Raw genomic sequence first — 24,401 nt, 5'->3', positions numbered from 1 at the left:
AAGTGTCGTTTTGAGGGGTCAAAACGACACTTGCTGCTACCTACTTTGCATGGCGTTTGCCGTGGCCTTTTTCGTGGCCCCGGCCCAGCCCGAGTCCCGGACCGTCACCGGCTCCTTCAACAATCCGCCCGGCCGTGGCCTGGTCCCCATTCCTGACGCCGGAAATCCGGACCGTGTCGCCGGCGGCGATGTCCGCGATGGTTCCGCCCGACGGCTTAAGCCGCTTGCCGCCGTCGGGCGTTGCCGAAGAGCCGTTGGCGGCGGGGGCAGGTACCTGCTTGATCTTCGTCTCCGCGTTGACAGCGTAGGTCTGCGAGTAGCCGTCCTCGCTCTTGACGGTGATCGAGGTGTCACTGACTGACTCCACCGTGCCGCGCTGCTCGAGGACAGTCTGGAAGGTGCCGTCCGCTTTCTTAACCACGCCCTCGCTGTGCAGGTGCTGCGGCCGCTGGGTCTTGTCCGGTTTGGCCGGCCGGTTCTCCTGCCCCGGCGCCGACTGCGACGGGGAGGGCTGCGGCGAGTCGGCGGCCCAGGCAAAGGCGACCCCGGCCCCCGTCAGGGTCAGGGCCACGGCTCCGGCGAGCAGGGCCTTGCGGATCTTCAATGCATCCCTGACGGACATGTCCATTCCTCCCACACAGCATCTCCCACAACACCGGCCTGCTTGTTCCTCGAAGCGGTGTCCTGCGGTTCAGTGTAGGACCGCGGCCGGCCAGTGAACATAAGTACTTTCGCGGCGCACGCACCTGAGTACTTAAAACAAAAACCGGGTAGCGCCAAGTGTCGTTATGGGAGCCCATAACGACACTTGGCGCTACCCGGTTGGGATGGGAGGGCTAGACGGTGACGCCCAGCTTCTCCAGGATCAGCTCGCGGACGCGCGCGGCATCGGCCTGGCCGCGGGTAGCCTTCATGACCCCGCCCACGATCGCGCCGATAGCCTGGACCTTGCCGCCGCGGATCTTGTCCGCGACGTCGGGCTGCGCGGCCAGGGCGGCGTCGATGGCTTCCAGCAGGGGCCCGTCGTCGGAAACAACGGCCAGGCCGCGCTCCTCCACGATCTCCGCCGGCGTGCCTTCGCCGGCGAGGACGCCGTCCAGCACCTCGGAGGCCATCTTGTTGTTGATCTGGCCTGCCTCCACCATTCGGGCGAGCTCCACGATGGTGGCGGGCTGGACGCCGAGCTGGCCCGGGTCCACGTCAGCGTTCTTGGCGCGGCCCACGATCTCGCCCATCCACCACTTCCGGGCCACGGAGGCCGAGGCTCCGGCGGCGATGGTTTCTTCGATCTCGTCCATGACGCCGGCGTTGACCACGTCGCGGAATTCGAGGTCCGAGTAGCCCCAGTCTGCCTGGAGGCGCTTGCGGCGGGCGGCCGGCGGCTCGGGCAGGGTGGCCCGGAGTTCCTCAACCCATTCGCGGGAAGCCACCACGGGAACCAGGTCCGGTTCCGGGAAGTAGCGGTAGTCGTCGGCATCGGACTTGGGTCTGCCCGAGGTGGTGGTGCGGGTGTCCTCGTGCCAGTGGCGGGTTTCCTGCACCACGGGGTTGCCGGCGTCCAGGACGGCGGCGTGGCGCTGGATCTCGTAGCGGACGGCGTGTTCGACGGCGCGCAGCGAGTTCACGTTCTTGGTTTCGGACCGGATGCCGAACCTTTCCCGGCCGTGCGGGCGCAGCGACACGTTGGCGTCGCAGCGCACGTTGCCGCGTTCCATCTTCGCGTCGGACACGCCCAGGTTCTTGACGATCTCGCGGACGGCGGCAACGTAGGCCTTGGCCAGCTCCGGGGCGCGGGAGCCTGCCCCCTCGATGGGCTTCGTGACGATCTCCACCAGCGGAACGCCGGCGCGGTTGTAGTCAACCAGGGAGAAATCGGCCCCGTGGATGCGGCCGGTGGCCCCGCCCATGTGGGTCAACTTCCCGGCGTCCTCCTCCATGTGCGCGCGCTCGATTTCCACGCGGAACACGGTGCCGTCGGAGAGCTCGATGTCCAGGTAGCCGTCGTATGCGATGGGCTCGTCATACTGGGACGTCTGGAAGTTCTTGGGGGTGTCCGGGTAGAAGTAGTTCTTCCGGGCAAACCGGCAGCTCTCGGCAATCTTGCAATTGAGCGCCAGGCCGATCTTGATGGAGGACTCCACCGCCGTCTTGTTCACCACCGGCAGGACGCCCGGCATGCCAAGGTCCACCTCGTTGACATTGGTGTTGGGCTCGTCGCCGAAGACGTTCGGGGCGGAGGAGAACATCTTGGTCTTGGTGTTGAGCTCAACGTGGACCTCGAACCCCAGGACGGGATCGTACTTCTCCATGGCCTCTTCAAAGCTCAGGATTGCTTCAGTGTTCATTATTTTGCCTCCTGGCTTCCAACAAGGGTTTCAACGGGCCCAACCGCCGAGGCGGCCAGCGCCGGGGCCTGGGCCAGCAGCGGGCCGCCCCACTTGGCCTCCAGCAGCGACTCCAGGACGGCGCCCACGCGGTACAGGCGGGCGTCCTCGCGGGCAGGGGCCAGCAGCTGGATGCCCACGGGCAGCCCGTCCTCGTCCGCCAGGCCGCCCGGCAGGGAGAGCCCGGGAACGCCGGCGAGGTTGGCCGGGATGGTGGCGACGTCATTGAGGTACATGGCCAGGGGATCGTCCAGCTTCTCGCCGAGGCGGAAGGCCGTGGTGGGGGCCGTAGGAGAAATCAGGACGTCCGCCACGGTGAACGCGGCGTCGAAGTCGCGCTGTACCAGGGTCCGGACCTTCTGCGCCGAGCCGTAGTAGGCGTCGTAGTAGCCGGCGGACAGGGCGTAGGTGCCCAGGATGATGCGGCGCTTCACCTCATCGCCGAAACCGGCGGCGCGGGTGGCACCCATGACGCGTTCGATGGTCATGGGGCCCTCTTCGGGGAGGACGCGCAGGCCGTACCGGACGCCGTCGAACTTGGCGAGGTTGGAGGACGCCTCGGAGGGCATGATCAGGTAGTAGGCGCCCAGGGCGTACTGGAAATTGGGGCACGAAACCTCAACGATCTGCGCGCCGGCCTCCTTGAGGAGTTCCAGGGCGTCGTTGAAGCGGTTCTCGACGCCGGCCTGGTAGCCCTCGCCGTGCAGCTCCTTGATGATGCCGATCCGCAGGCCCTCAACGTTGCCGGTCTTGGCAGCGGCGACGAGGTCGGCAAGCGGGTCCGGCAGCGAGGTGGAGTCGCGGGGATCGTGCCCGCCGATGACCTGGTGCAGGAGCGCGGAGTCAAGGACGGTCCGGGAAACCGGCCCGATCTGGTCCAGCGAGGACGCCATGGCGATGGCCCCGTAACGGGAAACGCTGCCGTACGTGGGCTTCACGCCCACGGTGCCGGTGACGGCGCCGGGCTGGCGGATGGATCCGCCGGTGTCGGTGCCGAGGGCGAGGGGCGCCTCAAAGGCGGCGACGGCGGCCGCGGACCCGCCGCCGGACCCGCCGGGAATGCGGTCCAGGTCCCAGGGGTTGCGGGTGGGGCCGTACGCGGAATGCTCGGTGGAGGAGCCCATGGCGAACTCGTCCAGGTTGGTCTTGCCCAGGATGGGCATCTTCGCGGCCCGCAGGCGTTCGACGACGGTGGCGTCGTACGGGCTGTGCCAGCCTTCGAGGATCTTGGATCCCGCGGTGGTGGGCTGGCCGATGGTGACGATGAGGTCCTTCACTGCGATGGGCACGCCCGCGAGGACATGCAGCGCTTCGGCCTCCGCACCGCCGGCGGCGCGGATGGCGTCCACCTCGGCGGCGACGGCGAGCGCTTCCTCTGCATTGACGTGCAGGAACGCGTTGACGCCGCGTTCACCGCCGTCCACCGCCGCGATCCGGTCCAGGTACGCCTGGGTGGCCTCGACGGAGGTGACCTCGCCGGCGGCGAGCTTTTCGGCCAGCTCGGCGGCGGAGAGGCGGATGAGTTTGTTCGTGTCAGTCATGGGTTTATGCCTCATCCAGGATTGCCGGGACCTTGAAACGGTTGTCTTCGGAGTCGGGCGCCCCGGAGAGTGCCTGTTCCGCCGTGAAGGTGTGGCCCACAACGTCTTCGCGGAACACATTGCTCAGCGGAATGGGGTGTGAAGTGGCCGGGACGTCGTCGCCGGCGGCCTGACTGACGGATTTGACCGAATCAACAATGACGGCGAGTTCGCCGGCCATCCTGTCCAGCTCTTGGTCACTCATCTCAATGTGAGCGAGCCGCGCGAGGTGCGCGACGTCGTCACGGTTGATCGCAGCCATGGATCTCCCCTGCAAAGTTTGAATTGATTTCCGATCCATTCTAGTGGGGAAACGATGATGCCCGTCTGACGACCCCCAGCGGGCGTCAGACGGGCACCTTCTTGCCGGGTCCCGCCACGAATGGCGGCAGCACGGCAGCTACAGACTAACCGATTCCAATGGCTCCAGTCAGCATGCCAATTCCCAGCATGACCAGGGACACTACCGCGCTGCGCCACAGGACTTTCTTGTGGTGGTCGCCGAGGTCCACCTTCGCCAGCGATACCAGGAGCAGGATGGCGGGAACCAGCGGGCTCTGCATGTGGAACGGCTGGCCGGTGATGGAGGCCCGGGCCATTTCGGCGGCGGTGATTCCGTAGTGGCCTGCGGTCTCGCTGAGCACGGGCAGGACGCCGAAGTAGAAGGCGTCGTTGCTCATGAAGAACGTCATGGGGATGCTGAGGATGCCGGTGATCACGGCCATCAGCGGGCCCATGCTGGACGGGATGATCTGTACAAGCCAGGCGGACATCGCTTCCACCATGCCGGTACCGGTCAGGACACCGGTGAGCACGGCTGCGGCCATGACCATGCTGACCACGGCAACGATCGACGGCGCGTGGGCCACGATCTGCGTGGCCTGGTCCTTGACGCGGGGGAAGTTCACCAGCAGGGCGATGGCCGATCCCACCATGAAGACGTAGGGCAGGGGCACGAGATCGGCGATGAGCATGCCCATCACGGCCACCGTGAGGGCCAGGTTGAACCCGAACAGTTTGGGCCGGAGCGTGGAGCGGTTGGGGTCCAGGGCCGTGTCAGCCAGCCCGGCATCATGTACGTCCTGCGAGCGCTGTGCGTCCTGCGAGCCCTGTGCGTCCTGGGGAGTTTCGGTGCGGTCCAGGACTGCAACGGAGGACCCCTCCGGGGACACACCGGCCGGGGCTGCTCCGCCGGGGTTGGTCTCCTTGCGTCCGCGGGCGGTTCCCGAACCACTGGCCCCACCGGAAGGCTGCGTGCCGCCGTCGAACCCTTCGACGGTTTCAGGGACAGACCAGATTTCCGGCGCCGTGGCGCGGAGGCGGTTGCGTTCCTGCAGTCCCAGGACCCAGGCGAAGGCCATGACCACGGCGACGCCCCCGAGGAGGGACGGGATCATGGGGACGAAGACGTCATTGACGTCGATCTTCAGGGCGCTGGCGGCGCGGGCGGTGGGGCCGCCCCACGGCACGATGTTCATGGTGCCGTTGGCCAGGCCCGCCACGCAGGTGAGGACCACGGGGCTCATCTTCAGCCGCAGGTAGATCGGCAGCATGGCTGCGGTGGTGAGGATGAAGGTGGTGGAGCCGTCGCCGTCAAGGGATACAGCTGCGGCGAGGATGGCGGTTCCCAGGACAACCTTGGCGGGGTCATTGCCCAACTTGCGGAGGATGAAGCGGACCAGCGGATCGAAGAGCCCGACGTCGATCATCAGCCCGAAGTAGATGATGGCGAACATGAGCAGGGCTGCGGTGGAGGTCATGGACTTCATGGAGTCCATCACCATGTCGCCGATGCCCAGGCCGGCACCGGCAAAAAGGCCAAAAACAGTGGGGACGATGATCAACGCCAGCACCGGCGTCAACTTCTTCGTCATGATCAGCACCATGAATACCGCGATCATGGCGAATCCAAGTAATACCAGCACGGCCGGCTCCTTCTTGTGAACAGCGGCACAGCGGTGTGACGCGTGCTACAGACTGTAGGGTGGCCGCCGTCACGGCAGTGCCTTTGGCTCAATTGATTGGCATACTGCTTATTGGGAGCATTTTGCTCATTGTGCTCACGTCGGTTTGTGTTCACTGCGGCCCGGCCACCTGCAGCGGGTCGGCACTGCCCGCCCGGACCCACATCAAGGAGGATCATGCAGCGCCCTGCGCCCCGGCCGCCGCTGCGGTTCTCCACCCAGACCCTCCTGCTGCAACTGTCCGTGGTGCTCCTGGTTGTCCTGTTCAGCGCAGCCGTCCACGCCTGGCTGACCTATGACCGCGCGGGCAGCGAGGCGGAAAACCGGGCCCTGACCCTGGCCAGGACGTTAGCCTCGGACGCCTCGGTGCGGGCGGACGTGCTGGCAATCAGCCAACAGCCGGGTACTCCCCCGGCCGCGGAACTGGCCGCGGGTCCCCTCATGGAGGCAGCCGAAGCCGCGCGGGCCCGGACCGGCGCCCTTTTCGTGGTGATCACCGATGAGACCGGCCTCAGGCTGGCCCACCCGGACCCGGAGCGGCTCGGCGAAAAAGTCAGCACCGATCCGTCCGAGGCCCTGGCAGGCCGGGAGGTCACCACCCGGAACACCGGAACGCTGGGCCCCTCCGCGGGGGCGAAGGTTCCCGTCTACGCTCCGGACGGCACCACCGTGGTGGGCGAAGTCAGCGTGGGGTACTCCATGGAAACCGTGGGACAGAGCCTGGTCCGCGACATCGGTCCGGTGGCCGTCACGGCGGCCGGCGCGCTGCTCGCCGGCGTGCTGGGTTCGTTCCTGCTGCGCCGCCGGCTGCAGCGGCTCACGCTGGGGCTGGAACCGGAGGAGATCAGCACGCTGGTCCACGACCAGGTGGCCGTGCTCGAAGGCGTTGACGACGGCGTGATCGGCGTTTCGGCCGACGGCCGGATCAGCGTGTTCAACTCCGCTGCGCAGCGGCTGCTGGGGTTGCCGGACCTGGCCGGAAGCCGCTGGGAGGAGGCGCCGGTTCCGGACCAGCTGAAATCGCTGACCCGGCCCGGTTCCGGCGGCCCGGAGGCACTTGAGCTCGTGGCGGGGGGACGGGTGCTGGTGGCCAATGCCCGCAAGGCCCTGCACCGGCGGGAGGACCTGGGCTGGGTGGTGATGCTCCGGGACCGCACGGAACTGCAGCAGCTCACCAGGCAGCTGGACGCCGTGGGAACCATGTCCACGGCGTTGCGGGCCCAGCGCCACGAGTTCGCCAACCAGCTGCACACCATTGCCGGCTTCATGAGCATCGGCCAGCACCAACAGGCCCGGGAGTACCTCGGCCGGCTGGCGGCCACCGGGCCGCTGAAGTTCCCGGTAGACCAGGCGGAGCTGCTCCAGGACCCCTACCTGCAGGCGTTCGTGGGGGCCAAGGGCGTGGAGGCGGACGAGCGGGGCGTGGCGCTGCGGATCGGTCCGGAGACCCTGGTCCGCGGGCAGGTGGCCGAGCCTCAGGACGTCACCACCGTGCTGGGCAACCTGATCGACAACGCGGTCAACGCTGCGGTGGCCGGCGCTTCGGAGGACCGCTGGGTTGAGCTGGAGGTGCTGGACGAGCCGGACGACGACGGCGGCACCCTGCACATCGTCGTCGCCGATTCAGGTGACGGGCTGGCGGTGGGAACGGACCGGGAGGCCTTCTTCGCCGAAGGGTTCAGTACGGCGTCCGGACCCGGACCCCACAGCGGCCGCGGCGGCGGCCAGGGTTTTGGCCTGGCGTTGGCACGCCAGCTGGCGAGGCGCCGCGGCGGCGACGTCAAGGTGCTGGATCCGGGCACCAAGGGCGGGCCCGGCGCAGTCTTCATGGCCACACTTCCGCGGACCACGGCAGCACGGGCCGGCCGGAACACCACGGGGCAAACCGGAAAGGACACCAATGCCTGAAGACTTTCGGGTGCTGATCGTTGACGACGACTTCCATGTGGCCAAGCTGCACGCGGCCTACGTGGATTCCGTGGCCGGGTTCCTGGCACTGGCGCCAGTGGGCACTGTGTCGCTGGCCCTGCAGTCCATCCACAGCCTGCGGCCGGACCTGGTGCTCCTGGACGTCTACCTGCCGGACGCCTCGGGGCTGGACCTACTCCAGCAGCTGGACGTGGACACCATCATGCTGAGCGCGGCCTCCGATGCCGCCTCCGTCCGGACGGCTTTCCGCCGCGGAGCCTTGGGCTACCTGCTGAAACCGTTCACGTCGGAGGCCCTGTCCCGGCAGCTGCGCTCCTACGCCCGGTACCGGCGCCTGCTGGGGCAGCCCGGGGCGCTGGACCAGGACGCGGTGGAGCGCGCCAAACGCGCCCTGATCCCGGGCGACGTCACGGCGTCGCCAAAACCGCGTTCGGCCACGGAGGCCGCGGTGCTGGAATCGCTGGTGCCCGGGGAACAGTACTCGGCGGCCGAGGTGGCCGGCCGGGTGGGCGTTTCGCGCGCCACGGCCCAGCGGTACCTGTCCGCCTTGGCGGACGACGGCGCCGTGGACATCCAGCTGAGGTACGGGACGACGGGCAGGCCGGAGCACCGCTACGGCCTGCCCCCGACGGCCTGAGCCGGGTGGCCCTGGGCTAGCTTGCGCTCCTGTGGGCAACGAGCTCGATTTCCACGAGCATCCTGGGGTCCAGGAACGGGAGGACGTGCACCAGGGACAGCGTGGGGCGGATCTCGCCGAACACCTCGCCGTGGGCACGGCCGGCTTCCTCCCACTTGCTGATGTCCGTCAGGTACAGCTTGGACTGGACGACGTCCTCGAAGCTGAAGCCGGCGTCAGCCAGGACCTTGCCGAGTTTCTGCAGGATGTACTGGGTCTGGGTGTAGAAGTCCTCCCCCACGATCCCGTCCTCGCCGCTGGCCGCGGTGGCCGAGATGTAGAGGGTGTTGTCCACCCGGACGGCGCGGGAGTAGCCGAGGGTCTGTTCCCAGACGGAGCCGGTGCCGAAGGTTTTGCGCATGGTGGGCCTTTCAATACTGGATTGGGTCGGCACCACTGTAGGGCTGCTACAGGTCCAGCCGGTAAACCAGCAGTTTTATGTCAGTTCCGGGAACCAGCCAATCGCGCTCGGGCACACGGGTAAAGCCAGTCTTGCGGTAAAGGCCGTGGGCGCTTTCCCAAGTTTGCCCGGTGGTAAGCGCGACGGCCCGGATACCGTCCAGTTGCCTGGCGTATTCGAGGATGGCTTCCACCATGGCCTTGCCTGCGCCGGTGCGCTGCACGGCCGGGTCCACCACCAGCATCCGGAACTCCAGCTCGTCATCAAGGGCGATATCCGCGTACGGTTCCCCGGCTCGCGCCAGTGTCACCGAACCAACCACCTTGCCGTCCCGCTCGGCCACCCAGATGGTGGCGTTCGCGGCCCTCAGCGCAACGTCCTGGATTGTGCGCATATAAGGGTGGTCGGCGTCCTCGAAGTAGCCCGCCGCGAGGTAGGAATCACGCGTGATGCGGGCAACGGCGTCGTAATCCGTTGCCACGGCGGGACGGACGGTTATGTGGTGCTGCACCCGTCAATGCTAGTGGTACCCGCCGGTAGCACCCCGCGAAAATCCCCTCTCCGTGACCGAACTATCAGTCAGAGCGGAAACTTGCCGGAGAGCTCCAGCCCGCCGGCGCAGGTCCAGGCGTCCAGGCGCTCCCCGTCGGCGGGTCCGCCCTCCAGCGGACTGGCCAGTCGGGGCCGCCGGACCCAGCAGCCGGCCTCTTCCGCGATCAGTGCACCCGCGGAGAAGTCGTGCTCGTTGAGGCCGCGCTCACCGTAGGCATCGTGGGTGCCGTCCGCAACGAGGCACAGGTCCAGGGCAGCGGAACCCAGCCGCCGGACATCCGCGAAACCGTCCAGCAGTTCGGCGAGGAAGGCGGCCTGCTCGGCACGGACGGCGGGATCGTAGCTGAAGCCCGTGGCCAGGATCTGCCCCTTCCTGCCGGGGACGGGCCCGTCCAGCCGGGTAACCCTGCCGCCTTCCTCAAGCCAGGCGCCGTGGCCCCGGGCGGCGTAATAGATGCGGCCCAGCGCCGGGGCGTTGACGACGCCGGCCAGCCAGGCGCCGTCGGCATCGGCCACAGCCACGGAGGTGGCGTAGTAGACGATGTTGCGGATGAAGTTGGTGGTTCCGTCCAGCGGGTCGATGGACCAGCGGTAGCCGGTGGGTGCTTCCGGCCGGGTGGTTCCGTGTTCCTCACCGGTGATGCTGTCGTCCGGCCGCGCGGCCGAGATGACGTCCCGGACCGCATGCTCGGCGGCAACGTCGAACGAGGTGACCCAATCGCCGGCGTCCCCCTTGTTGCTGGCCTGGAGTTCCTCGGCGTTCCTGCCTGCCAGGACCTGGGCGCCCGCCGCCGCTGCAGCCTTGGCGATCTCCAGCAGTTCCGTGGGGCTGGTCATGATTCACCGCTTTCTTCCAGGGCGGCCGGGCCGCCGGCCAGAAGCCGGCGGAAGCCGTCCTCGTCCAGCACGGGGATGCCCAGTTGCTCGGCCTTGTCCAGCTTGGTGCCGGCGCTTTCGCCGGCCACCAGGTAGCTGGTGTTCCTGGACACCGAACCCGCGGCCTTGCCTCCCCTGACCAGGATGGCTTCCTTGGCCTCGTCGCGGCTGAAGTTCGGCAGGGAACCGGTCACCACCACGGTCAGTCCTTCCAGGGTCCGCGGCATGGACTCGTCGCGTTCGTCCTCCATCCGGACGCCGGCGGCCGCCCAGCGGTCAACAATCTCCTGGTGCCAGTCCTCCGCGAACCATTCCTTCAGCGCTGCGGCAATGGTGGGGCCCACGCCGTCAACGTGTGCCAGGTCTTCCTCTGACGCCTGGCGGATGGCATCCATGCTGCCGAACGCCGTCGCCAAGGCGCGCGAGGCCCGCGGTCCCACGTGCCGGATGGACAGGGCCACCAGCACTCTCCACAGCGGTTGGGTTTTGGCTTTCTCCAGTTCCTTGAACAGTTTCTCGGTGGTGGCCGTGGGTTTGGAGGGGGTTTTGGCCGTGCCCTTGCTGTAGAAATAGGGCACCAGTTCGTAATCGCCGGTGGGGACGCCCTTGGACCGCTTCTCGCGCCGGATCCGGACTCCGGCCAGGTCCTCGGGGGTGAGGTCGAAGAGCGCAGCTTCCGAGGTGAGCGGCGGAACTTCGGGTTCGGCCGGCTGGGTCAGTGCAATGGCAGCCTCCCAGCCGAGGGCCTCGATGTCGAAGGCTCCGCGGCCGGCCAGGTGGAAAACCCGCTCCCTTAGCTGCGACGGGCACGATTTGGCGTTGGGGCAGCGGATGTCCACATCGCCCTCCTTGGCCGGAGCCAGCGGTGCGCCGCAGGAGGGGCATTCGGTGGGCATCACGAAGTCGCGTACCGGCGGGTCCTGCTGGTCGCGGAGGGCAAGGACGGGGCCCACGATCTCCGGGATGACGTCGCCGGCCTTGCGCAGGATCACGATGTCGCCGATCTTCACGCCTTTGGCCTTGACCACGTCCTGGTTGTGGAGGGTGGCCATCTCCACCGTTGAGCCCGCCACTTTGACGGGCTCCATGAGGCCAAAGGGCGTCACGCGGCCGGTGCGCCCCACGTTGACCTGGATGTCCAGCAGCTTGGTGTGCACTTCCTCCGGCGGATACTTGTAGGCGACGGCCCACCGCGGCACCCGGGTGGTGTAGCCGAGGGCCCGCTGGGTGGCGAAGTCGTCGACCTTGATGACGATGCCGTCGATCTCATGCAGCAGCTTGTGGCGTTTGTCCCCGTAGCGCCTGATGAATTCCAGGACCTCGTCCAGGCTCCCCAGCACCTCGGAGTAGGGGCTGACGGGCAGGCCCCACTCCTTCAACAGGTCATAGGTTTCGGACTGGCTGCGGGCCTTGAGGCCCTCGCGTGCACCGATGCCGTGGACGAACATCTTCAGCGGGCGCTTGGCTGTTTCTGCCGGGTCCTTCTGCCGGAGCGAGCCTGCAGCGGCGTTGCGGGGGTTGGCCAGGGGCGCCTTGCCCGCTTCGATCAGCGCCTCGTTGAACTCGGCGAATTCCTTGGAGGGGATAAATACCTCGCCCCGGACTTCCATTTCTGCCGGAAAGCTCCCGCCGCGGAGCTCCTGCGGGATTTCCTTGATGGTCAGGACGTTGTGCGTGATGTCCTCGCCGGTGGTCCCATCGCCGCGGGTGGCAGCACGCACCAGTTTCCCGTCGCGGTACAGGAGGTTGACCGCCAGGCCGTCAATCTTCAGTTCGGTCAGCCAGGCCGGCTTCTGCGACCCGTTGCCCAGTTTCTCGATACTTGCTGACGCTCTGGTAAGCCAAGCCTCCAGCTCCTCGAGGGAAAAGACGTCCTCGAGGCTGTACATCCGCTGGAGGTGCTCCACTGCTGCGAAGGCGGCCGAAACTTCCCCGCCCACCTCCTGGGTGGGCGAATCGTTGGCCACGAGTTCGGGGTGGAGCGCCTCGATCTCCTCCAGCCGGCGGAAGAGCTCGTCGAATTCCGCATCGGAGACCAGCGGGGCGTCTTCCTGGTAATAGGCAAAGCGGTATTTCCGGACGAGGTCCACGAGGTTTTCGTATTCCCCGCGGACCGATTCGCTGGGGATGGCGTTCGGCTCGACGGGTTCCGTGGTGCGGGTGGCGGTCTGTTCAGCGGGGCCTGGTCCTGTACTCACAGACCTATCTTGCCATCAAGGCAGGTGAGCGGGTCCCCGGTCAGTGCGCCCGGAGGCGGTTCCTGCCCCACCATGCGAAGGATGCGGCGGCGGCGCCCAGCAGCAGGATGCCGGCAATGACTGGCAGGAGGGCGGGGCCGCCACCGGAGTCCCCGTCGGGCGCGACTGCCGCAACCCGCGTGGCCTTGGCGGACTTGGTGACGGGCGTATTCCAGTCCCGCCCGCTTGATGCGCCGGTGGGCGGTGGGGAAGCCGTGAGTCCCGTTGCCGTGGCCGAAGGGGTGGCTGAATCTTCGGCTTCCGCCGACGGGGCTGCCTGCAAGGGATCAGGTTCGGCAGGTGGCGCGACCGAAGGAGCGGGCTGCTCCGGAGGGGCCGGCGCGGGATCGGCCGGTGAAACCGGCGGGCCTTCGGGTTCCTTGGGTTTCTGGGTCCGGGTGGGCTCCGCGGGATTCGGATTGTCTGCGGGATCTTGCCCGCAGAACACGAGGCACAGGCCAGGGGACGTTGTGGACGCCGGTTCGGGTTCCGGGGACTCGGCGGTCGCCGGGCTGGCCGGGAGGAGACACAGGGTGCTGGCCAGGACAGCGGCCGATGCCGTCGCCGAGGCAGCGCGGAATCCTGGTAGGGACGGGAACATTTGCTACCTTTCGACGCGCGCAGTCCCCCCGCTGCGGCTTTCTGGTGTCCCCGGTAGTCTTCTACACCCTCGCCAGGGGCCGCAAATCAGCCGCAATTCACAGGGATCTGCGGCCCCCGCCTGGCACGATCGTCAGTCCCTGTTTTCCGGGGGCAGCGCCACCTGGATTTTCCGTGCCTTGCCGCGTCCCACCACGTAGCCGCGGCCCGGGATGAAGTCCGGGCTGATCCGGCCCAAGGAGGTGTTGAGCAGGCTGTCGCCTTCGATGTCCCCGGGGTTCAGCAGCAGTCCGCGCCGGCCCGATTTGAAAGGCTGCGCGAGGGACCAGGCCGAGGACCAGGTGGAGGTTTCGGACTCCCCCACCACCCACTGGTCGGCCTTGATGGACGCAGTCACCAGCTGCGCCACGCCCGATTCGGCCAGCGTATCCGTGAACTCGGTCAGGCCCTCAATGAAGAAAGCCAGGGAGCCGGGGTTTCCGGAGGAATGTTCAACCAGGTCCTCCACAACCTCCGCGAGATCGTCCGCTCCCACCACGGAGCGGTTCCAGATGGGCAGGGAGGCGACGGCGGAGCGCCGTGCTCCGAGGTAGATCAGCTCGGTGTCCGGGTTGGACCGCCGCAGGGCGTAGGCAAGCGTCACCAGCGCCACGGTGCGGCCCGCTCCTGGCGGGCCCGCGAGGAGCAGCGGGCCCCGCGCCATGATCTCCGCCGGCCGCAGGGTTTCGTCGTCGACGCCAATGATCGGAAGTCCGGTGCTGCCGGACGGCAGGACATCCAGGTCCACCTGGTCCGGAAGCGTTTCAATGCCCGGTGCGGCATCCAGCCCCTGGCGGCGCATGGCTTCACTGAGTTTGTGCACCTCACGTGCCTGCAGCGCCAGGTTGGAGTTACCGCCAAGGACTGCCAGCTGGACTTCCAGCCCGTCCAGGAGTCCACGGCCGGGCGGCGAGGCAGCGGTGAGGACGTCCCGGGGCACGTCCATGGACATGTAGTCGTCCTCGGAGGAGAGGCGGAGCACCAGGCGGCGCTGGATGGAAGCGAGCAAAGAGGCGGGCACGGCGTTGGGCCGGTCTCCGGTAACCACAAGGTGGATGCCAATAGTGCGTCCGTCCGTCGCCAACTGCAGGAAGATGTCCCACAGCGCGGACAGCCTGCTGTGTTCGTAGGCTTCCCGGAACGCGGACATGCCGTCCACCAGCACAAAGATGCGCTTTTCGTCAGGCCTGCCGGCCAGCTTGCGGTACTCGACAATGGTGGACGCGCGGACCTCGGCAAAGCGGGCCGACCGCTGCTCGGCGACGTCCCTCAACAGGCGCAGCAGCCGCCCGACCCGTTCAACGTCGTCGCCGTTGATGACCTCGCCCACGTGCGGAAGTTCCGCCAGCATGCTCAGCCCGGAGGAGCCGCAGTCGATCCCGTACACGTGGACCGGCCCGCCGCGGGGCGTCACTGCGGCGGCGATGGCGATGCCGCGCAGCGCGGCCGACTTTCCCGAACCGCCGGTGCCGTAGATGGCCATGTTGCCGTCCTTGTCCGGCTCGTAGAACACGGTGGGCTGCGCCTGGCGGGCGGGATCGTCGGCCACGCCGAGGAGCAGCTGTTCGTCGGTGCGGGGGTTGGGAAGCCTGGAGAAGTCGTAGGTCTTGGCGAGTTCGTCCAGCCACGGCTTGCGGGGGGCGTTGATGGACAGGGCGTCCGCTGCCCGGACGATGGTGGACGTCATCCTGGCGATGTCGTTGGGGCCGGCGGGCCCGGCCGCTTCCGGTTTCTCCGGAGCCGGCGCCTCCCAGGCGGGGCCGGAACCGAAGGCCATTTCAACGACGTCGATCCGGGGCCGCTGCGGTTTCTCCGTGGTCCAGCCGCCGGCGTAGCCGGTCTGGAAGCCCTGGATCCGCCCCGGGCCGGTCTTGGCTGCACCGCGTCCGGGGATGGCCGGATCGAAGTAGGCGGCATCGGGGACGCCGAGGATGTCCGTGGCGTCGTCCTCATCGGCCATCCGCAGGGCAACCCTGAGGTTGGTATTGGCGCGGAGGCTGTCCTTGATAACGCCGGCCGGGCGCTGGGTGGCCAGGATGAGGTGCAGGCCCAGCGACCGCCCGCGGGCTGCAACATCCACCACGCCGTCAACGAATTCGGGTACATCGTTGGCCAGCGCGGCGAATTCATCGACGACGATCACCAGGTAGGGCGGCGCGTCCGGGTCTGCTTCCCGTTGCAGGGCCAGCAGGTCCTTGGCCTTCTTCCGGTTCAGCAGGTGCTCACGGTAGTGGAGTTCGGCACGCAGTGAGGTGAGGGCGCGCCGGACCAGGTGCGGCGAAAGGTCGGTGACCAGGCCCACGGTGTGGGGCAGGTTGATGCAGTCGGCGAACGCGGCCCCGCCCTTGTAGTCCACGAACAGGAAACTGACCCGGTCCGGGCTGTAGGCGGCAGCCATGCCCATCACCCAGGACTGCAGGAATTCGGACTTGCCGGCACCCGTGGTGCCACCCACCAGGGCGTGCGGGCCCTCGTTTTTCAGGTCCAGGTACAGGGGCTCAATGCCTTTGGAACCAACCAAAGCGCGGAGGGTGCCGTTGTCCTTCCGGTTGGCCACGGCGCTGGCGTGCACGGAGTTGTTTTCCGTCCAGCGCTCGGCCACGGCCTGCGGGTTGTCCAGGAAGTCCTTGCCGATCAGCGTGGCGTAGGAGACGGCCCGCGGAAGGTCTGAATCGTCGTTCACGGGCTTGCCCACATCCATGATTGGGGCAAGCATCCGGGCAAGCTGGGCGGCCAGTTCCGCGTCGACGCTTTCGCAGCTGACGGGGTACGTGTGCCTGCCCAGGCGGACCTGCCCTGTGGTGGTGCCGTGTTCGCCGTCCACCACCATGAAGTCCCGGCAGGCGGCGGGAAGCGACTGGATGTCGGTGGCCACCCAGACCACATGGACACCGGAGTCCGGTCCCCGTTCCGCAAGGCGGGTGAGCCTGCCGCGGTCCACCGGTGCGTCGTCTTCCACGATCACCAGGACCGCCGGCAGGACAGGTTGGTCCACATCGTGCTTGGCCGGGTCCAGCCCGGGACGGAGGTCCGGGCCTGGGCGTTTGGCAGCGGCTTCCCTTGCGTCGAGCAGGTCCTCGAGCCGGGCCAGCAGCGAGGAGCCGCCGGCCGAACCGGCAGCCAGGTGGTCGCCGGTAAGGGGGCTGTGCCCCGAACCCACGTGCGGCAGCCATTGCAGCCAGTTCCAGCGTTCCCGGGACTGCGCGGATGTGATGGCCGCGAGGACAACTTCCGCGGGCGAGTGGAGGCCCGCAAGCTGCAGCACCATGCCCCGGGCGACGTCGTCCACCAGGCCGCGGGCACCGGCAACGCCCAGGGACCCGGCGGTGCGCAGCTGGGAGACGACGGGAACACCCTCGATGTCGCGGAACTGCTTCAGGCAGTCCTGGATCTCCTGCGCGTACTGCGCCTCGGTGTCGTTGCTTGGCGGTTCCTCCAACAGAACCCGCGAAGGTGACGTGCCCAGGCCGAACCGAAGGCCCAGGAAGCCGGTGTGCTCCGGACGGTGCGTCCACAGCAGCGGACCGAGCTTGTAGATGGCATCCACGGTGTCGCTGACCGAAGGCTCTTCCTGCAGCCGGACGGCACGTTCAACCTGCTGCAGTTCCGTGAGGTCCTTCCGGAAGGCGGCCATGGCTGCCCGGAAGTGCTTGAGCTGTTCCTTCTGCTGGGCCCTGCTCCGCATCTTCTGGTCCACGTAGTGGCCCACTATGAAGAGCGGCATCATCATCATGAACAGCACCGAGAGCGCGTTGCCGGTCACCGCGAAGATCACCGCACCCATCAGCAGCGGGGCGATCATCATGATGTACGGGAACGGGTGGTCCTCGGGGCGCTTGGGTCCGGCCGGGAGGACGCGTTTGGGTTCCTCGAAACGGGGAACCACACGCGGTGACCGGTTGAAGTTCACCAGGGGCGACGTCGGTGCTGCCGCCTGGTTGTGCCCCAGCGGCACCACGGTCACGGTGGTGTCCCCCAGCGTGACCGCGTCCGAGGAGTTCAGGGTGGCGCGGGTGACGGGGAACCCGTCCATCAGCAGCCCGTTGGCGGAATTGGTGTCCACTATTTCCACGCCCTCACCCACTGTGATGCGGGCGTGGCGCTTGGACGTCAGGGGGTCCGAGAGGCGGATGTCCACGTCCCGGTCCCTGCCGATGTAGCTGGTGCCGACGGGCAGGGAAAACTCGCGGCCGGCGTCGGGCCCTGAAAGGACGCGAAGGGTGGCAGCCGCGGGACCGCGGCTGCCACCCGGCACGTCGAACTGCGAGCTTACCCGGGCCAGGGAAACCACGGAGCCCGGCCGGAGGCCGGACTCGAGGAGGTTGTCCGTCCGCGTAAGCATGGTCCCGCTCAAACCGGCGCCGACGAACGCCTCTTCGATGCGCAGGGAGAGGTTGTCCGGCACCGGGGTGCCCTTCCGCCCCGGATCCGCGGCCCAGAGCACGGCGGCGGTATCGGCCACGGTGGCCAGGCCGTCCACGGTGACGGCCAGGTCCTTCGTTTCGGCAGGGTCCCGGCGGAGGGTCAGTCGGATCCTCATCCCTCGTCCACGCCCCTCATCTTCTCCAGCAGGTGCAGGTCATCCGGGGTCACCAGGTGCGAGGTGACCGCGTGCTCCACAAGCCGGGCGCGGCGGTTGGTGGCAAGTTTGCCGCCGCCGCCCCGCAACCCGGCCACGCCTACGCGGTCGAGCTTGTCGCACACATTGTCGAGCTTCCGGTTGAAACGGGTCAGCGCCCATCCCAGTGTCTTCGCGGCAGCCGCCGACGAGGGGATGGCGCTGAAGCCGGTCCCTTCCCGCCGAAGCATGGGTTCTGCGAGCGCCACGATGAGGGCCTTCTGGGAATCGGTGAACACCACCGGGCCGATGGTGGTGTCGCCGTTGCTGTCGCCCTCGCGCGCTTCCTGCCGGAAGGAGGGGGTCTTGAGGTGCACGGCAAACTCGTAGGTGGTGGGCCCGGCCGTGAAGATGATGTTCGTGTGGCTGAAGACCAGCGGGATCCGGGCTCCGGGCGACAGCCAGGCCTGCATCCCGCCGGTGGCGTCGGCCACCGTGGCCGAGAGCATGCTGCCCACGTTGCTGAGCCACCAGATCCCGTCATAGCGGGCCACCTGCAGGAACTGACGGTGCAGGTAAGGATTGTCGTCAACTTCAAGGTCGCCTTCGCGGCCGATATTGAAGACGTCCTCGTCCGATGGCTCGTACCATTCGCCACAGAAATCTATTGCTAGATCCCCCATTTTCCGTGCCTCCTCGTTGGGCAGAACTGAGTTGTTTTGGGAGCTGGTTGCAGGGCTCGCCGCGGTCATGCGCCGGCGCAGGCGATCGAGCCCTCTTCCAGCGGCGAGAAGGCTCCGTCCGAGCGCACGATCATCACCTGGATGCAGGTCTGGCCGGACGGGTTTGCCGTGACGCGGACCGGTGGCTGTTCGATGGACTGGTATTCGCCGCCGCCTCCGATGCTGTACACCCGCCATTTGTAGGTGTCACCCTCCTTGGGCTGCGGGTTCAGCCACGTGAAGGAGGCGTTGCCGTCGCCGGACACCGTTCCGGTGAGGCCTTCCACGTCGGGCACCGTCCCGTTGTCCAGCGCGTCGGCCGGCGGCCTGCCGGCCTGCAGGGTTTCCACTGCCTTCGGTGTCTGCGGTGCAGCGTTTGCCACCACCAGGCCCACCACGGCGGCAAGGGCCAGCAGGGTGCCGCCCGAGATCGCCAGCCATAGATTGCGTTTTCCGTGGTCGGCAGCGGGCCGCGGCATGTCTGCCGGCTCGTCCCGACTTGCCGGCCGGTGGACGGTAGTGTCCGCGGCGTCAGCACCCTCATCACGGTTGCCGCCCTGTGCGCGCTCGCCGGGGCGTGCCGGCGCGGCGGCACCGCGCAGGACGGTGGCGTGTGCCCACTCCTGCGGCTGCGGCGCCGGTGCAGGAGTAGCGGGGCTGCTGGTCGGGGCGGGCGCGGGCTGCGCAAACCGCGACGGCGGGGCGTCCGCTGCGGCAGCTGACCCGCCAGCTGCCTGCCCGCCGGCGGCCTGCGGCCACGTGCGGGCGGGGAAGGTGGGCGCGCTGCCCGTCTGCTCGGGATCGATCGCGGCGATGCTCCGGACCCGCGTTTCTTCGAAGCCATCATCCGGCCGGCTGTCCTCGTGCTGCGGCTCCTCAAGCACCTCAAAGGGCGTGACGGAGAGGTTAAGCTCCGCCTGGATGCGTTGCAGGGCCAGGGCGAAGGCGTGCGCTGAGGAATAGCGGGACTGCGGCGCCTTGGCCATCGCCGTCGAAAGGGCCTGTTCCAGGGACTCGGGAACGTCCGCGCGGCCCAGCCGCGGCAGCGGCGTATTGCTGATCCGGTTGATCAGCTCACGCTGTGAGTTGTCCGCACCCGGCATGACGAACGGCGAGCGGCCGGCCAGCAGGGTGTAGAGCGTGGCTCCGAGGGCCCACACATCCACCATCACCCCGTCCACGGCACCATCGGTGAACTGTTCCGGCGGGGACCACGGGATGGACATGCCCGAGTCATCGTCGCCGTCACCGGCGAGGGTGCCGGAGATGCCGAAGTCGGTGAGGGCAGGGCGGTTGTAGTCGGTGACCAGGATGTTGGCAGGCTTGATGTCGCGGTGGGCGATGCCGGCGCGGTGGGCAGTCTCGACGGCGGACGCCACCTGGATGCCGACGGCCAGGACTTCATCCACGCTGAACCGCTGCCGGCGGTACCGCACATCCAGGCTTGGCCGGGAGCAGTACTCCATGGCCAGGTACGAGTGCCCGTCGTCGGTCACCTCCGCTTCAAAGATGGTGACGATGTACGGGTGCGAGGACAGCTGCGCCATGAGGTTGGCCTCGGACTCGAAGCGGCGGCGGGCACCCTCCGTCTTCAGGTCCGAGAGCAGGACCTTGACGGCCACCTTGCGGCGCGGCCTGTCCTGTTCATACAGGTAGACGTCGGAAAAACCGCCGGAACCGAGCAGGCTGATGTACGTGAACCCCTGGATGCGGGGCGGCGGCGCTACAGGCCGTTTGGAACTCAAGGAATCTCCTCAAAACGCAACGAGATATTGTCGCCCAGTTCAGCAATGTCCCCGTCCAGCAGGATGGCTATCTCGTTCTGCGCCAGGCGGCGGGGTGGCTGGCCTTCACGCACCAGGACGGTTCCGTTCGTGGCCTTGAGGTCGCACAGCATGACGTGCCATCCCTCCAGCCGAACTTCCACGTGGGACCGGGAAATGTCGCCTTCCAGGCTTGGCACCTGGACCAGCCTGGGCATGACGCCGCCCTGGACCCGGGACACGGAGGGCTGCCTGCCGATGACCAATGACTGGTCAAGGTCCAGCAGCTCCCCGGTGGACAGGCGTACCCGTCCCAGCCGGGGGCGGGGTACCTGTACCGCATCCGGATGAAGCCCTGCCCCGCAGGCAGCGCACTGCACGCGGGTGGGGGGATTCGCGTGGCCTTGGCTGCAGGCCCGGGCCAGGACGGTCGGCCCTGCCTGGGGGTCTGCAACCCCTGCCGGGGCGGGCTGCGCCGGCGAAGCCCCGATGCTGCTTTTCATGACCGTCTGTCCGTCATGGTCGTTGTCGAAAGCTTGGCCGTTGTGGAAGGCCTGGTTGCTGTGGAGGGCCGCATTTCCGGACGGAGTCGCGGGGACAATGGCCGGGACGGGTAGAGGCTCTGCCGCGGCATCGGCCCCGGCAGCGGCGGCTGTGGCGGTGCCGCCGCTGGTGCCGCCAGCACCGGTGGCCTTCTTCCACGGCACGGAATCGATGAGCACGTTGGCGGGCGGTTGCACTCCCGCCGGGTGCACGGCCGGCGCAGGTTCCACGGCAGGCGCCGCCCCGGGCGCGCGTTCGACGGCGGACTGGGCCTCCGTCACTGCCGCCTCCGCATTTCCGCCACGCTCGGGGACCGGGGACGCGATGCGTCCCTCCGCTTCCGGAGGGCCGTCGGAACCCGCGGCGCCTGCAGCGTCGGCGGAGGTCCCGGCGTCGGCAACCTCCGCCTCCTCGCGCACTGCGGCGTCCTCGATGCTCCGGATGACCGTCCGTTCCCACAAGTGGTCGTAGGAGCTGGTCTGGTCGCTCGCCGCCGTTGCCGCTTCTGCCGGCCGGTATTCGGCTGTTTCGGCGTGGGCAGGCGGCTCTGTGCCTGCGCCCGGCCCCACCCGGGGCCCTGCCGGGTGGACGTCGCCCTCATCGACATGCGCATCGATGTACGCATCGGCGTGCGCATCATCCCCGGGCACGTCGAGAACAGTCTCCGCCGAGGCTTCCGGCTCCGGCTCCGGCTCCGGCTCCGGCTCCGGCTCCGGCTCCGGGACGATTGTTATCTCGCGCGGCTCGTCCGTGCCCGGCGCGGCCCCGCGCCGGTCCTCTACGCCTGCGGAATCGACCGCCACTGCAGCCACCGCTGCAGCCGCCGGCGCCGGCGCCAGTTCGGGCCGGGCAGGGCCCAGCCCGAGGGCCAACGACTGCAGGAGGACCACACCTTCCCGCAGCGGCAGCTCCTGCCGGTCGCCGGTACCGGCGGCCGGGCTGCTGATCCGGCAGATTCCGGGCACGGCAAACCGGCGCTCGTTCCAGGTGGTGACATCCCGCCCGTCCAGTTCCACCCGGCCGTCCGGGAGTTCCACGGCGAGGTCGAGGTCGCCGCGGAGGAACACCCGCAAGGGACCGGAGAAATCGAGGATGCCGAATGGCGGGATCCGGGTGAGTGAGCCGCCCGAGCTGCTGGTGATGGCATGGAGTACTTCGTGGACTGCCGGTTTGCTTCCCAGGAGTTCCCATACTGCACCCGCCGTGGCCTGCGGAGTGTCCGGGCCAAGGAGGACCGCGGTACGCGAGCGGACGATGCCCAGCCAGGTACCCGGGACGTAGCTAGTGCCGGTCATCGTGCGGCTCCCCGCTCTCGGGCGTAGAAGCTCCGGTGTCCTGCTGGGGCAAGGGCTGCGTTGCCGCCTGGCTCCCACGGGAGCGGGGCAGCGTGTCTGCCCCTTCTGCGTCCGGATCGTGCCGCGGCGCGGTGGTGGCGGCGCCGGCGTCGTTCAGGACGTTCCGGGCATCAACCACTATCACCGTGATGTTGTCGCTGCCGCCGTTCCGGAGGGCAGCCTGGATCAGGGCGTCGGCGGCGTCCTGCGGGTGGCCCACCGTGCTGAGGATGCGGAGGATATCCTCGTCCGCCACTTCGCCGGTAAGGCCGTCCGAGCAGACCAGGACACGGTCGCCTTCCTCCACGGGGAGCAGCCAGTAGTCGGCCTCGGTCTCGTCTCCGGTGCCCAGGGCGCGGGTGACAACGTGGCGGCGCGGATGGACGGCGGCCTGCTCTGAGGTGATCTCGCCCGCGTCCACAAGTTCCTGCACCTCGGAATGGTCCACGCTGATCTGCTCAAACCGCCCCTGGCTGAGGCGGTACGTCCGGGAATCGCCGATGTTCATGACCAGCCAGTAAGGCAGGCCCATTTGTTCCACCACCACTGCGCCGGCCAGGGTGGTCCCTGCCCTTGCACCCGTAGCCTCCCGGATGGAAGAGTCCGCCCGGAGCAGGTACTGCTGGAGGACAGCGGCCGTAACAGTGCGCTCCGCGGTGGCGAGCTGCGGAATCCCTGCCAGGGCCCTAACGCACATGCCGCTGGCAACTTCACCTGCTTCATGGCCGCCCATCCCGTCCGCCACGGCAAACACAGGATCGGAAGCAAGGTAGGAATCTTCGTTCAGCTCCCGGCGGAGTCCCCGGTCGGTGCCGTAGCCGTAGCTCAGGCTGAGGCCCGGCTGGATGGTTGAGGGAACGCTGGCGGGCTGCTGGTTCATGCCTGTCCTAGGTAAAAGGTCCGGTCTCCGAAGTGGACACTGGATCCGGGCGTAACAAAAGTTGGGACACCCGGCGCAAGCGGCGTCCTGGCGCCGTTCGGCGTGGTCACGGCGCTGCCATTCGTGGAGTTCCTGTCCGTCACCCAGATCCCCGCGCCGTCAGTCAGCAGGTGGAGGTGGGTTTTCGAGATGGAACGGCCGGGGTCGTCGACGGCCAGGAGCTGGGCATGCTGTTCACCGGCCTGGCCCACGGGATTGCGGCCCACCAGGACACTGCGGTCCAACTGGAAGTCGCGCCCGTCGTCCAGGCGGATCCGGAGGACGGCGACGGGCACAGGCCCGCCCCGCGGGCGCACCTGCGTGCGTTCGACGTCGTCGTCCACGTGCCCGCCCTGCACCGGCACGGAGCCGCCGGCGGTTTCACTGGCGGCGGCAGGCGCGGCGGCAGGCGGAGGCGCCGGTGTGGGGGACGGCGGCGCGAAGGACCCGGGCGCCGTGTACGGCATGGTCTGCGACGGCGACGTCTGCGAGGGCGGCGTCAGGACGCGGGGGGCAGCGGTCTGCACGGGCGGGGACGCCGCGGGGACGCCCGCCACCGGGGATAGCACCTGCTGCACGGGCGGCAGGTCCATCGGCGCGAAGCTGTACGGCCCCTGGATGCCTCCGGTGGTGATGGGATCGCGGCCTGCCTTCACATCGAAAACGAGGGCCTTGGCTGGTTTGTCGTGCCAGCCGCGCAGGCCGCTGTTCTTGTCCCAGAGGTTGGACACCACCACCAGTACGGCCCAGGCGGCGCCTGCAAGGAATAGGGGCGCAAGGATGAACAGCGCCGGGGCGAACCATTTGAACACCACCACCAGGACCGCCGCCAGCAGAGCCAACAGGACGCCGGCACCGGTGATGAGGCCGCGGAGGAAGACGGCGCCGGCTCCCGGCGCGTAGCCGTCGTTGTCCGCGCTGCGGATGCCCATGAGCAGGTTTCCGGGTGTTTTGCCTGTCCTCGCTTCAATCCCCATGACCACGAACAGGTACACCAGCGTCAGGCCCAGCCCGATCCCGCCGAACAGCACCAGGGAAGCCGTGTCATAGGTGATGTACTGCCCGTTGCGGGTGCGGGTGATCCCGGCAAAGCCGATGGTGAGCGTCAGCACCAGCACTGCCAGCGGCGGCAGCCAGTCAATGACGGCAGCGCCAAGCCGCTTGCCGGCCGCGGCCGGAACTAGCTGAAGGTTCACTGCCATTCCCGTTCCTCCCCCTGGGACGGCCCCCGACTGCGCGGTGAAACCGCCGGCGCTCCCCCGCCCGGTGCCTGCGTTTGCGAACCCCGCGGTCTGAGGCGCCGGGGGGCTTTGTACTACCGGGAT

The 24,401-nt window shown here is 68.1% G+C and carries 18 protein-coding genes; 2 read left to right on the top strand and 16 right to left on the bottom strand.

Annotation, left to right across the window (positions count from 1 at the left end):
* Positions 1 to 40: 40 nt before the first annotated feature.
* The 5 genes from Q9R30_RS04345 to Q9R30_RS04325 all read right to left on the bottom strand — a co-directional run bounded on the left by Q9R30_RS04345 (position 41) and on the right by Q9R30_RS04325 (position 5,889).
* Positions 41 to 622, bottom strand: coding sequence for a DUF5666 domain-containing protein (locus tag Q9R30_RS04345; RefSeq protein ID WP_311216886.1), 582 nt, complete (start codon positions 620 to 622; stop codon positions 41 to 43).
* Positions 623 to 836: 214 nt separating this feature from the next.
* Positions 837 to 2,345 (bottom strand): Asp-tRNA(Asn)/Glu-tRNA(Gln) amidotransferase subunit GatB, encoded by a 1,509-nt coding sequence (gene gatB / locus Q9R30_RS04340; RefSeq protein ID WP_104997311.1) that lies wholly within the window; start codon positions 2,343 to 2,345, stop codon positions 837 to 839.
* Positions 2,345 to 3,925 (bottom strand): Asp-tRNA(Asn)/Glu-tRNA(Gln) amidotransferase subunit GatA, encoded by a 1,581-nt coding sequence (gatA, locus tag Q9R30_RS04335; RefSeq protein ID WP_311216885.1) that lies wholly within the window; start codon positions 3,923 to 3,925, stop codon positions 2,345 to 2,347. The genes gatB and gatA overlap by 1 nt, the downstream gene beginning before the upstream one ends.
* A gap of 4 nt (positions 3,926 to 3,929) precedes the next feature.
* Positions 3,930 to 4,226: an Asp-tRNA(Asn)/Glu-tRNA(Gln) amidotransferase subunit GatC gene (gatC, locus tag Q9R30_RS04330; RefSeq protein ID WP_104997309.1), complete on the bottom strand. Its 297-nt coding sequence runs from the start codon at positions 4,224 to 4,226 to the stop codon at positions 3,930 to 3,932.
* Positions 4,227 to 4,371: 145 nt separating this feature from the next.
* On the bottom strand, positions 4,372 to 5,889 hold the full coding sequence (locus Q9R30_RS04325) for a CitMHS family transporter (RefSeq protein WP_311216884.1): 1,518 nt from the start codon (positions 5,887 to 5,889) through the stop codon (positions 4,372 to 4,374).
* A 216-nt stretch (positions 5,890 to 6,105) separates the two neighbouring features.
* Between Q9R30_RS04325 and Q9R30_RS04320 the strand changes: the two genes are divergently transcribed.
* Both Q9R30_RS04320 and Q9R30_RS04315 read left to right on the top strand, forming a co-directional pair.
* Positions 6,106 to 7,836 carry an ATP-binding protein gene (locus Q9R30_RS04320; RefSeq protein WP_311216883.1) on the top strand — a complete coding sequence of 577 codons (1,731 nt, stop codon included), beginning with the start codon at positions 6,106 to 6,108 and terminating at the stop codon, positions 7,834 to 7,836.
* Entirely contained in the window at positions 7,829 to 8,494 is a 666-nt protein-coding gene (locus Q9R30_RS04315; RefSeq protein WP_311216882.1) for a response regulator, read from the top strand. Before Q9R30_RS04320 ends, Q9R30_RS04315 begins: the two co-directional genes overlap by 8 nt.
* Positions 8,495 to 8,510: 16 nt before the next feature.
* Here Q9R30_RS04315 and Q9R30_RS04310 read toward each other — a convergent pair whose 3' ends face one another.
* From Q9R30_RS04310 to Q9R30_RS04260, 11 genes are all read right to left on the bottom strand, one after another.
* Positions 8,511 to 8,894, bottom strand: coding sequence for a RidA family protein (locus Q9R30_RS04310; RefSeq protein WP_311216881.1), 384 nt, complete (start codon positions 8,892 to 8,894; stop codon positions 8,511 to 8,513).
* Positions 8,895 to 8,940: 46 nt separating this feature from the next.
* Positions 8,941 to 9,444: a GNAT family N-acetyltransferase gene (locus Q9R30_RS04305; RefSeq protein ID WP_104997304.1), complete on the bottom strand. Its 504-nt coding sequence runs from the start codon at positions 9,442 to 9,444 to the stop codon at positions 8,941 to 8,943.
* A gap of 68 nt (positions 9,445 to 9,512) precedes the next feature.
* Positions 9,513 to 10,322, bottom strand: a complete 810-nt coding sequence (locus Q9R30_RS04300; protein ID WP_311216880.1) for an inositol monophosphatase family protein — start codon at positions 10,320 to 10,322, stop codon at positions 9,513 to 9,515.
* On the bottom strand, positions 10,319 to 12,559 hold the full coding sequence (ligA, locus tag Q9R30_RS04295) for an NAD-dependent DNA ligase LigA (RefSeq protein WP_311216879.1): 2,241 nt from the start codon (positions 12,557 to 12,559) through the stop codon (positions 10,319 to 10,321). The genes Q9R30_RS04300 and ligA overlap by 4 nt, the downstream gene beginning before the upstream one ends.
* 40 nt (positions 12,560 to 12,599) lie before the next feature.
* Positions 12,600 to 12,881, bottom strand: a complete 282-nt coding sequence (locus Q9R30_RS04290; protein WP_158677196.1) for a hypothetical protein — start codon at positions 12,879 to 12,881, stop codon at positions 12,600 to 12,602.
* Positions 12,882 to 13,331: 450 nt separating this feature from the next.
* Positions 13,332 to 17,777, bottom strand: a complete 4,446-nt coding sequence (locus Q9R30_RS04285; protein ID WP_311216878.1) for an FtsK/SpoIIIE domain-containing protein — start codon at positions 17,775 to 17,777, stop codon at positions 13,332 to 13,334.
* Positions 17,774 to 18,478 carry a hypothetical protein gene (locus Q9R30_RS04280; RefSeq protein ID WP_104999665.1) on the bottom strand — a complete coding sequence of 235 codons (705 nt, stop codon included), beginning with the start codon at positions 18,476 to 18,478 and terminating at the stop codon, positions 17,774 to 17,776. Before Q9R30_RS04280 ends, Q9R30_RS04285 begins: the two co-directional genes overlap by 4 nt.
* 65 nt (positions 18,479 to 18,543) lie before the next feature.
* Complete coding sequence (locus Q9R30_RS04275; protein ID WP_311216877.1) at positions 18,544 to 20,262, bottom strand: serine/threonine-protein kinase; 1,719 nt, start codon at positions 20,260 to 20,262, stop codon at positions 18,544 to 18,546.
* Complete coding sequence (locus Q9R30_RS04270; RefSeq protein WP_311216876.1) at positions 20,259 to 22,118, bottom strand: FHA domain-containing protein; 1,860 nt, start codon at positions 22,116 to 22,118, stop codon at positions 20,259 to 20,261. The genes Q9R30_RS04275 and Q9R30_RS04270 overlap by 4 nt, the downstream gene beginning before the upstream one ends.
* Positions 22,105 to 23,037 carry a protein phosphatase 2C domain-containing protein gene (locus Q9R30_RS04265; protein ID WP_311216875.1) on the bottom strand — a complete coding sequence of 311 codons (933 nt, stop codon included), beginning with the start codon at positions 23,035 to 23,037 and terminating at the stop codon, positions 22,105 to 22,107. The genes Q9R30_RS04270 and Q9R30_RS04265 overlap by 14 nt, the downstream gene beginning before the upstream one ends.
* Complete coding sequence (locus Q9R30_RS04260) at positions 23,034 to 24,278, bottom strand: RDD family protein (protein ID WP_311216964.1); 1,245 nt, start codon at positions 24,276 to 24,278, stop codon at positions 23,034 to 23,036. Before Q9R30_RS04260 ends, Q9R30_RS04265 begins: the two co-directional genes overlap by 4 nt.
* Positions 24,279 to 24,401: the final 123 nt, after the last annotated feature.

The organism is Arthrobacter sp. AB6 (genome assembly GCF_031844545.1).
GTDB lineage: Bacteria > Actinomycetota > Actinomycetes > Actinomycetales > Micrococcaceae > Arthrobacter.
Note: the sequence above shows the minus strand (reverse complement) of the source record. Positions and strands in the feature narration are given on the sequence as shown.

What these genes read in the sequence shown, in the direction of transcription:
- Q9R30_RS04285 (WP_311216878.1), bottom strand. Translation starts at nt 17,777, where the DNA reads ATGAGGATCCGACTGACCCTCCGCCGGGACCCTGCCGAAACGAAGGAC.
- Q9R30_RS04300 (WP_311216880.1), bottom strand. Translation starts at nt 10,322, where the DNA reads ATGACCAGCCCCACGGAACTGCTGGAGATCGCCAAGGCTGCAGCGGCG.
- Q9R30_RS04345 (WP_311216886.1), bottom strand. Translation starts at nt 622, where the DNA reads ATGTCCGTCAGGGATGCATTGAAGATCCGCAAGGCCCTGCTCGCCGGA.
- Q9R30_RS04310 (WP_311216881.1), bottom strand. Translation starts at nt 8,894, where the DNA reads ATGCGCAAAACCTTCGGCACCGGCTCCGTCTGGGAACAGACCCTCGGC.
- gatA (WP_311216885.1), bottom strand. Translation starts at nt 3,925, where the DNA reads ATGACTGACACGAACAAACTCATCCGCCTCTCCGCCGCCGAGCTGGCC.
- gatC (WP_104997309.1), bottom strand. Translation starts at nt 4,226, where the DNA reads ATGGCTGCGATCAACCGTGACGACGTCGCGCACCTCGCGCGGCTCGCT.
- Q9R30_RS04260 (WP_311216964.1), bottom strand. Translation starts at nt 24,278, where the DNA reads ATGGCAGTGAACCTTCAGCTAGTTCCGGCCGCGGCCGGCAAGCGGCTT.
- Q9R30_RS04270 (WP_311216876.1), bottom strand. Translation starts at nt 22,118, where the DNA reads ATGACCGGCACTAGCTACGTCCCGGGTACCTGGCTGGGCATCGTCCGC.
- Q9R30_RS04315 (WP_311216882.1), top strand. Translation starts at nt 7,829, where the DNA reads ATGCCTGAAGACTTTCGGGTGCTGATCGTTGACGACGACTTCCATGTG.
- Q9R30_RS04320 (WP_311216883.1), top strand. Translation starts at nt 6,106, where the DNA reads ATGCAGCGCCCTGCGCCCCGGCCGCCGCTGCGGTTCTCCACCCAGACC.
- gatB (WP_104997311.1), bottom strand. Translation starts at nt 2,345, where the DNA reads ATGAACACTGAAGCAATCCTGAGCTTTGAAGAGGCCATGGAGAAGTAC.
- Q9R30_RS04265 (WP_311216875.1), bottom strand. Translation starts at nt 23,037, where the DNA reads ATGAACCAGCAGCCCGCCAGCGTTCCCTCAACCATCCAGCCGGGCCTC.
- Q9R30_RS04280 (WP_104999665.1), bottom strand. Translation starts at nt 18,478, where the DNA reads ATGGGGGATCTAGCAATAGATTTCTGTGGCGAATGGTACGAGCCATCG.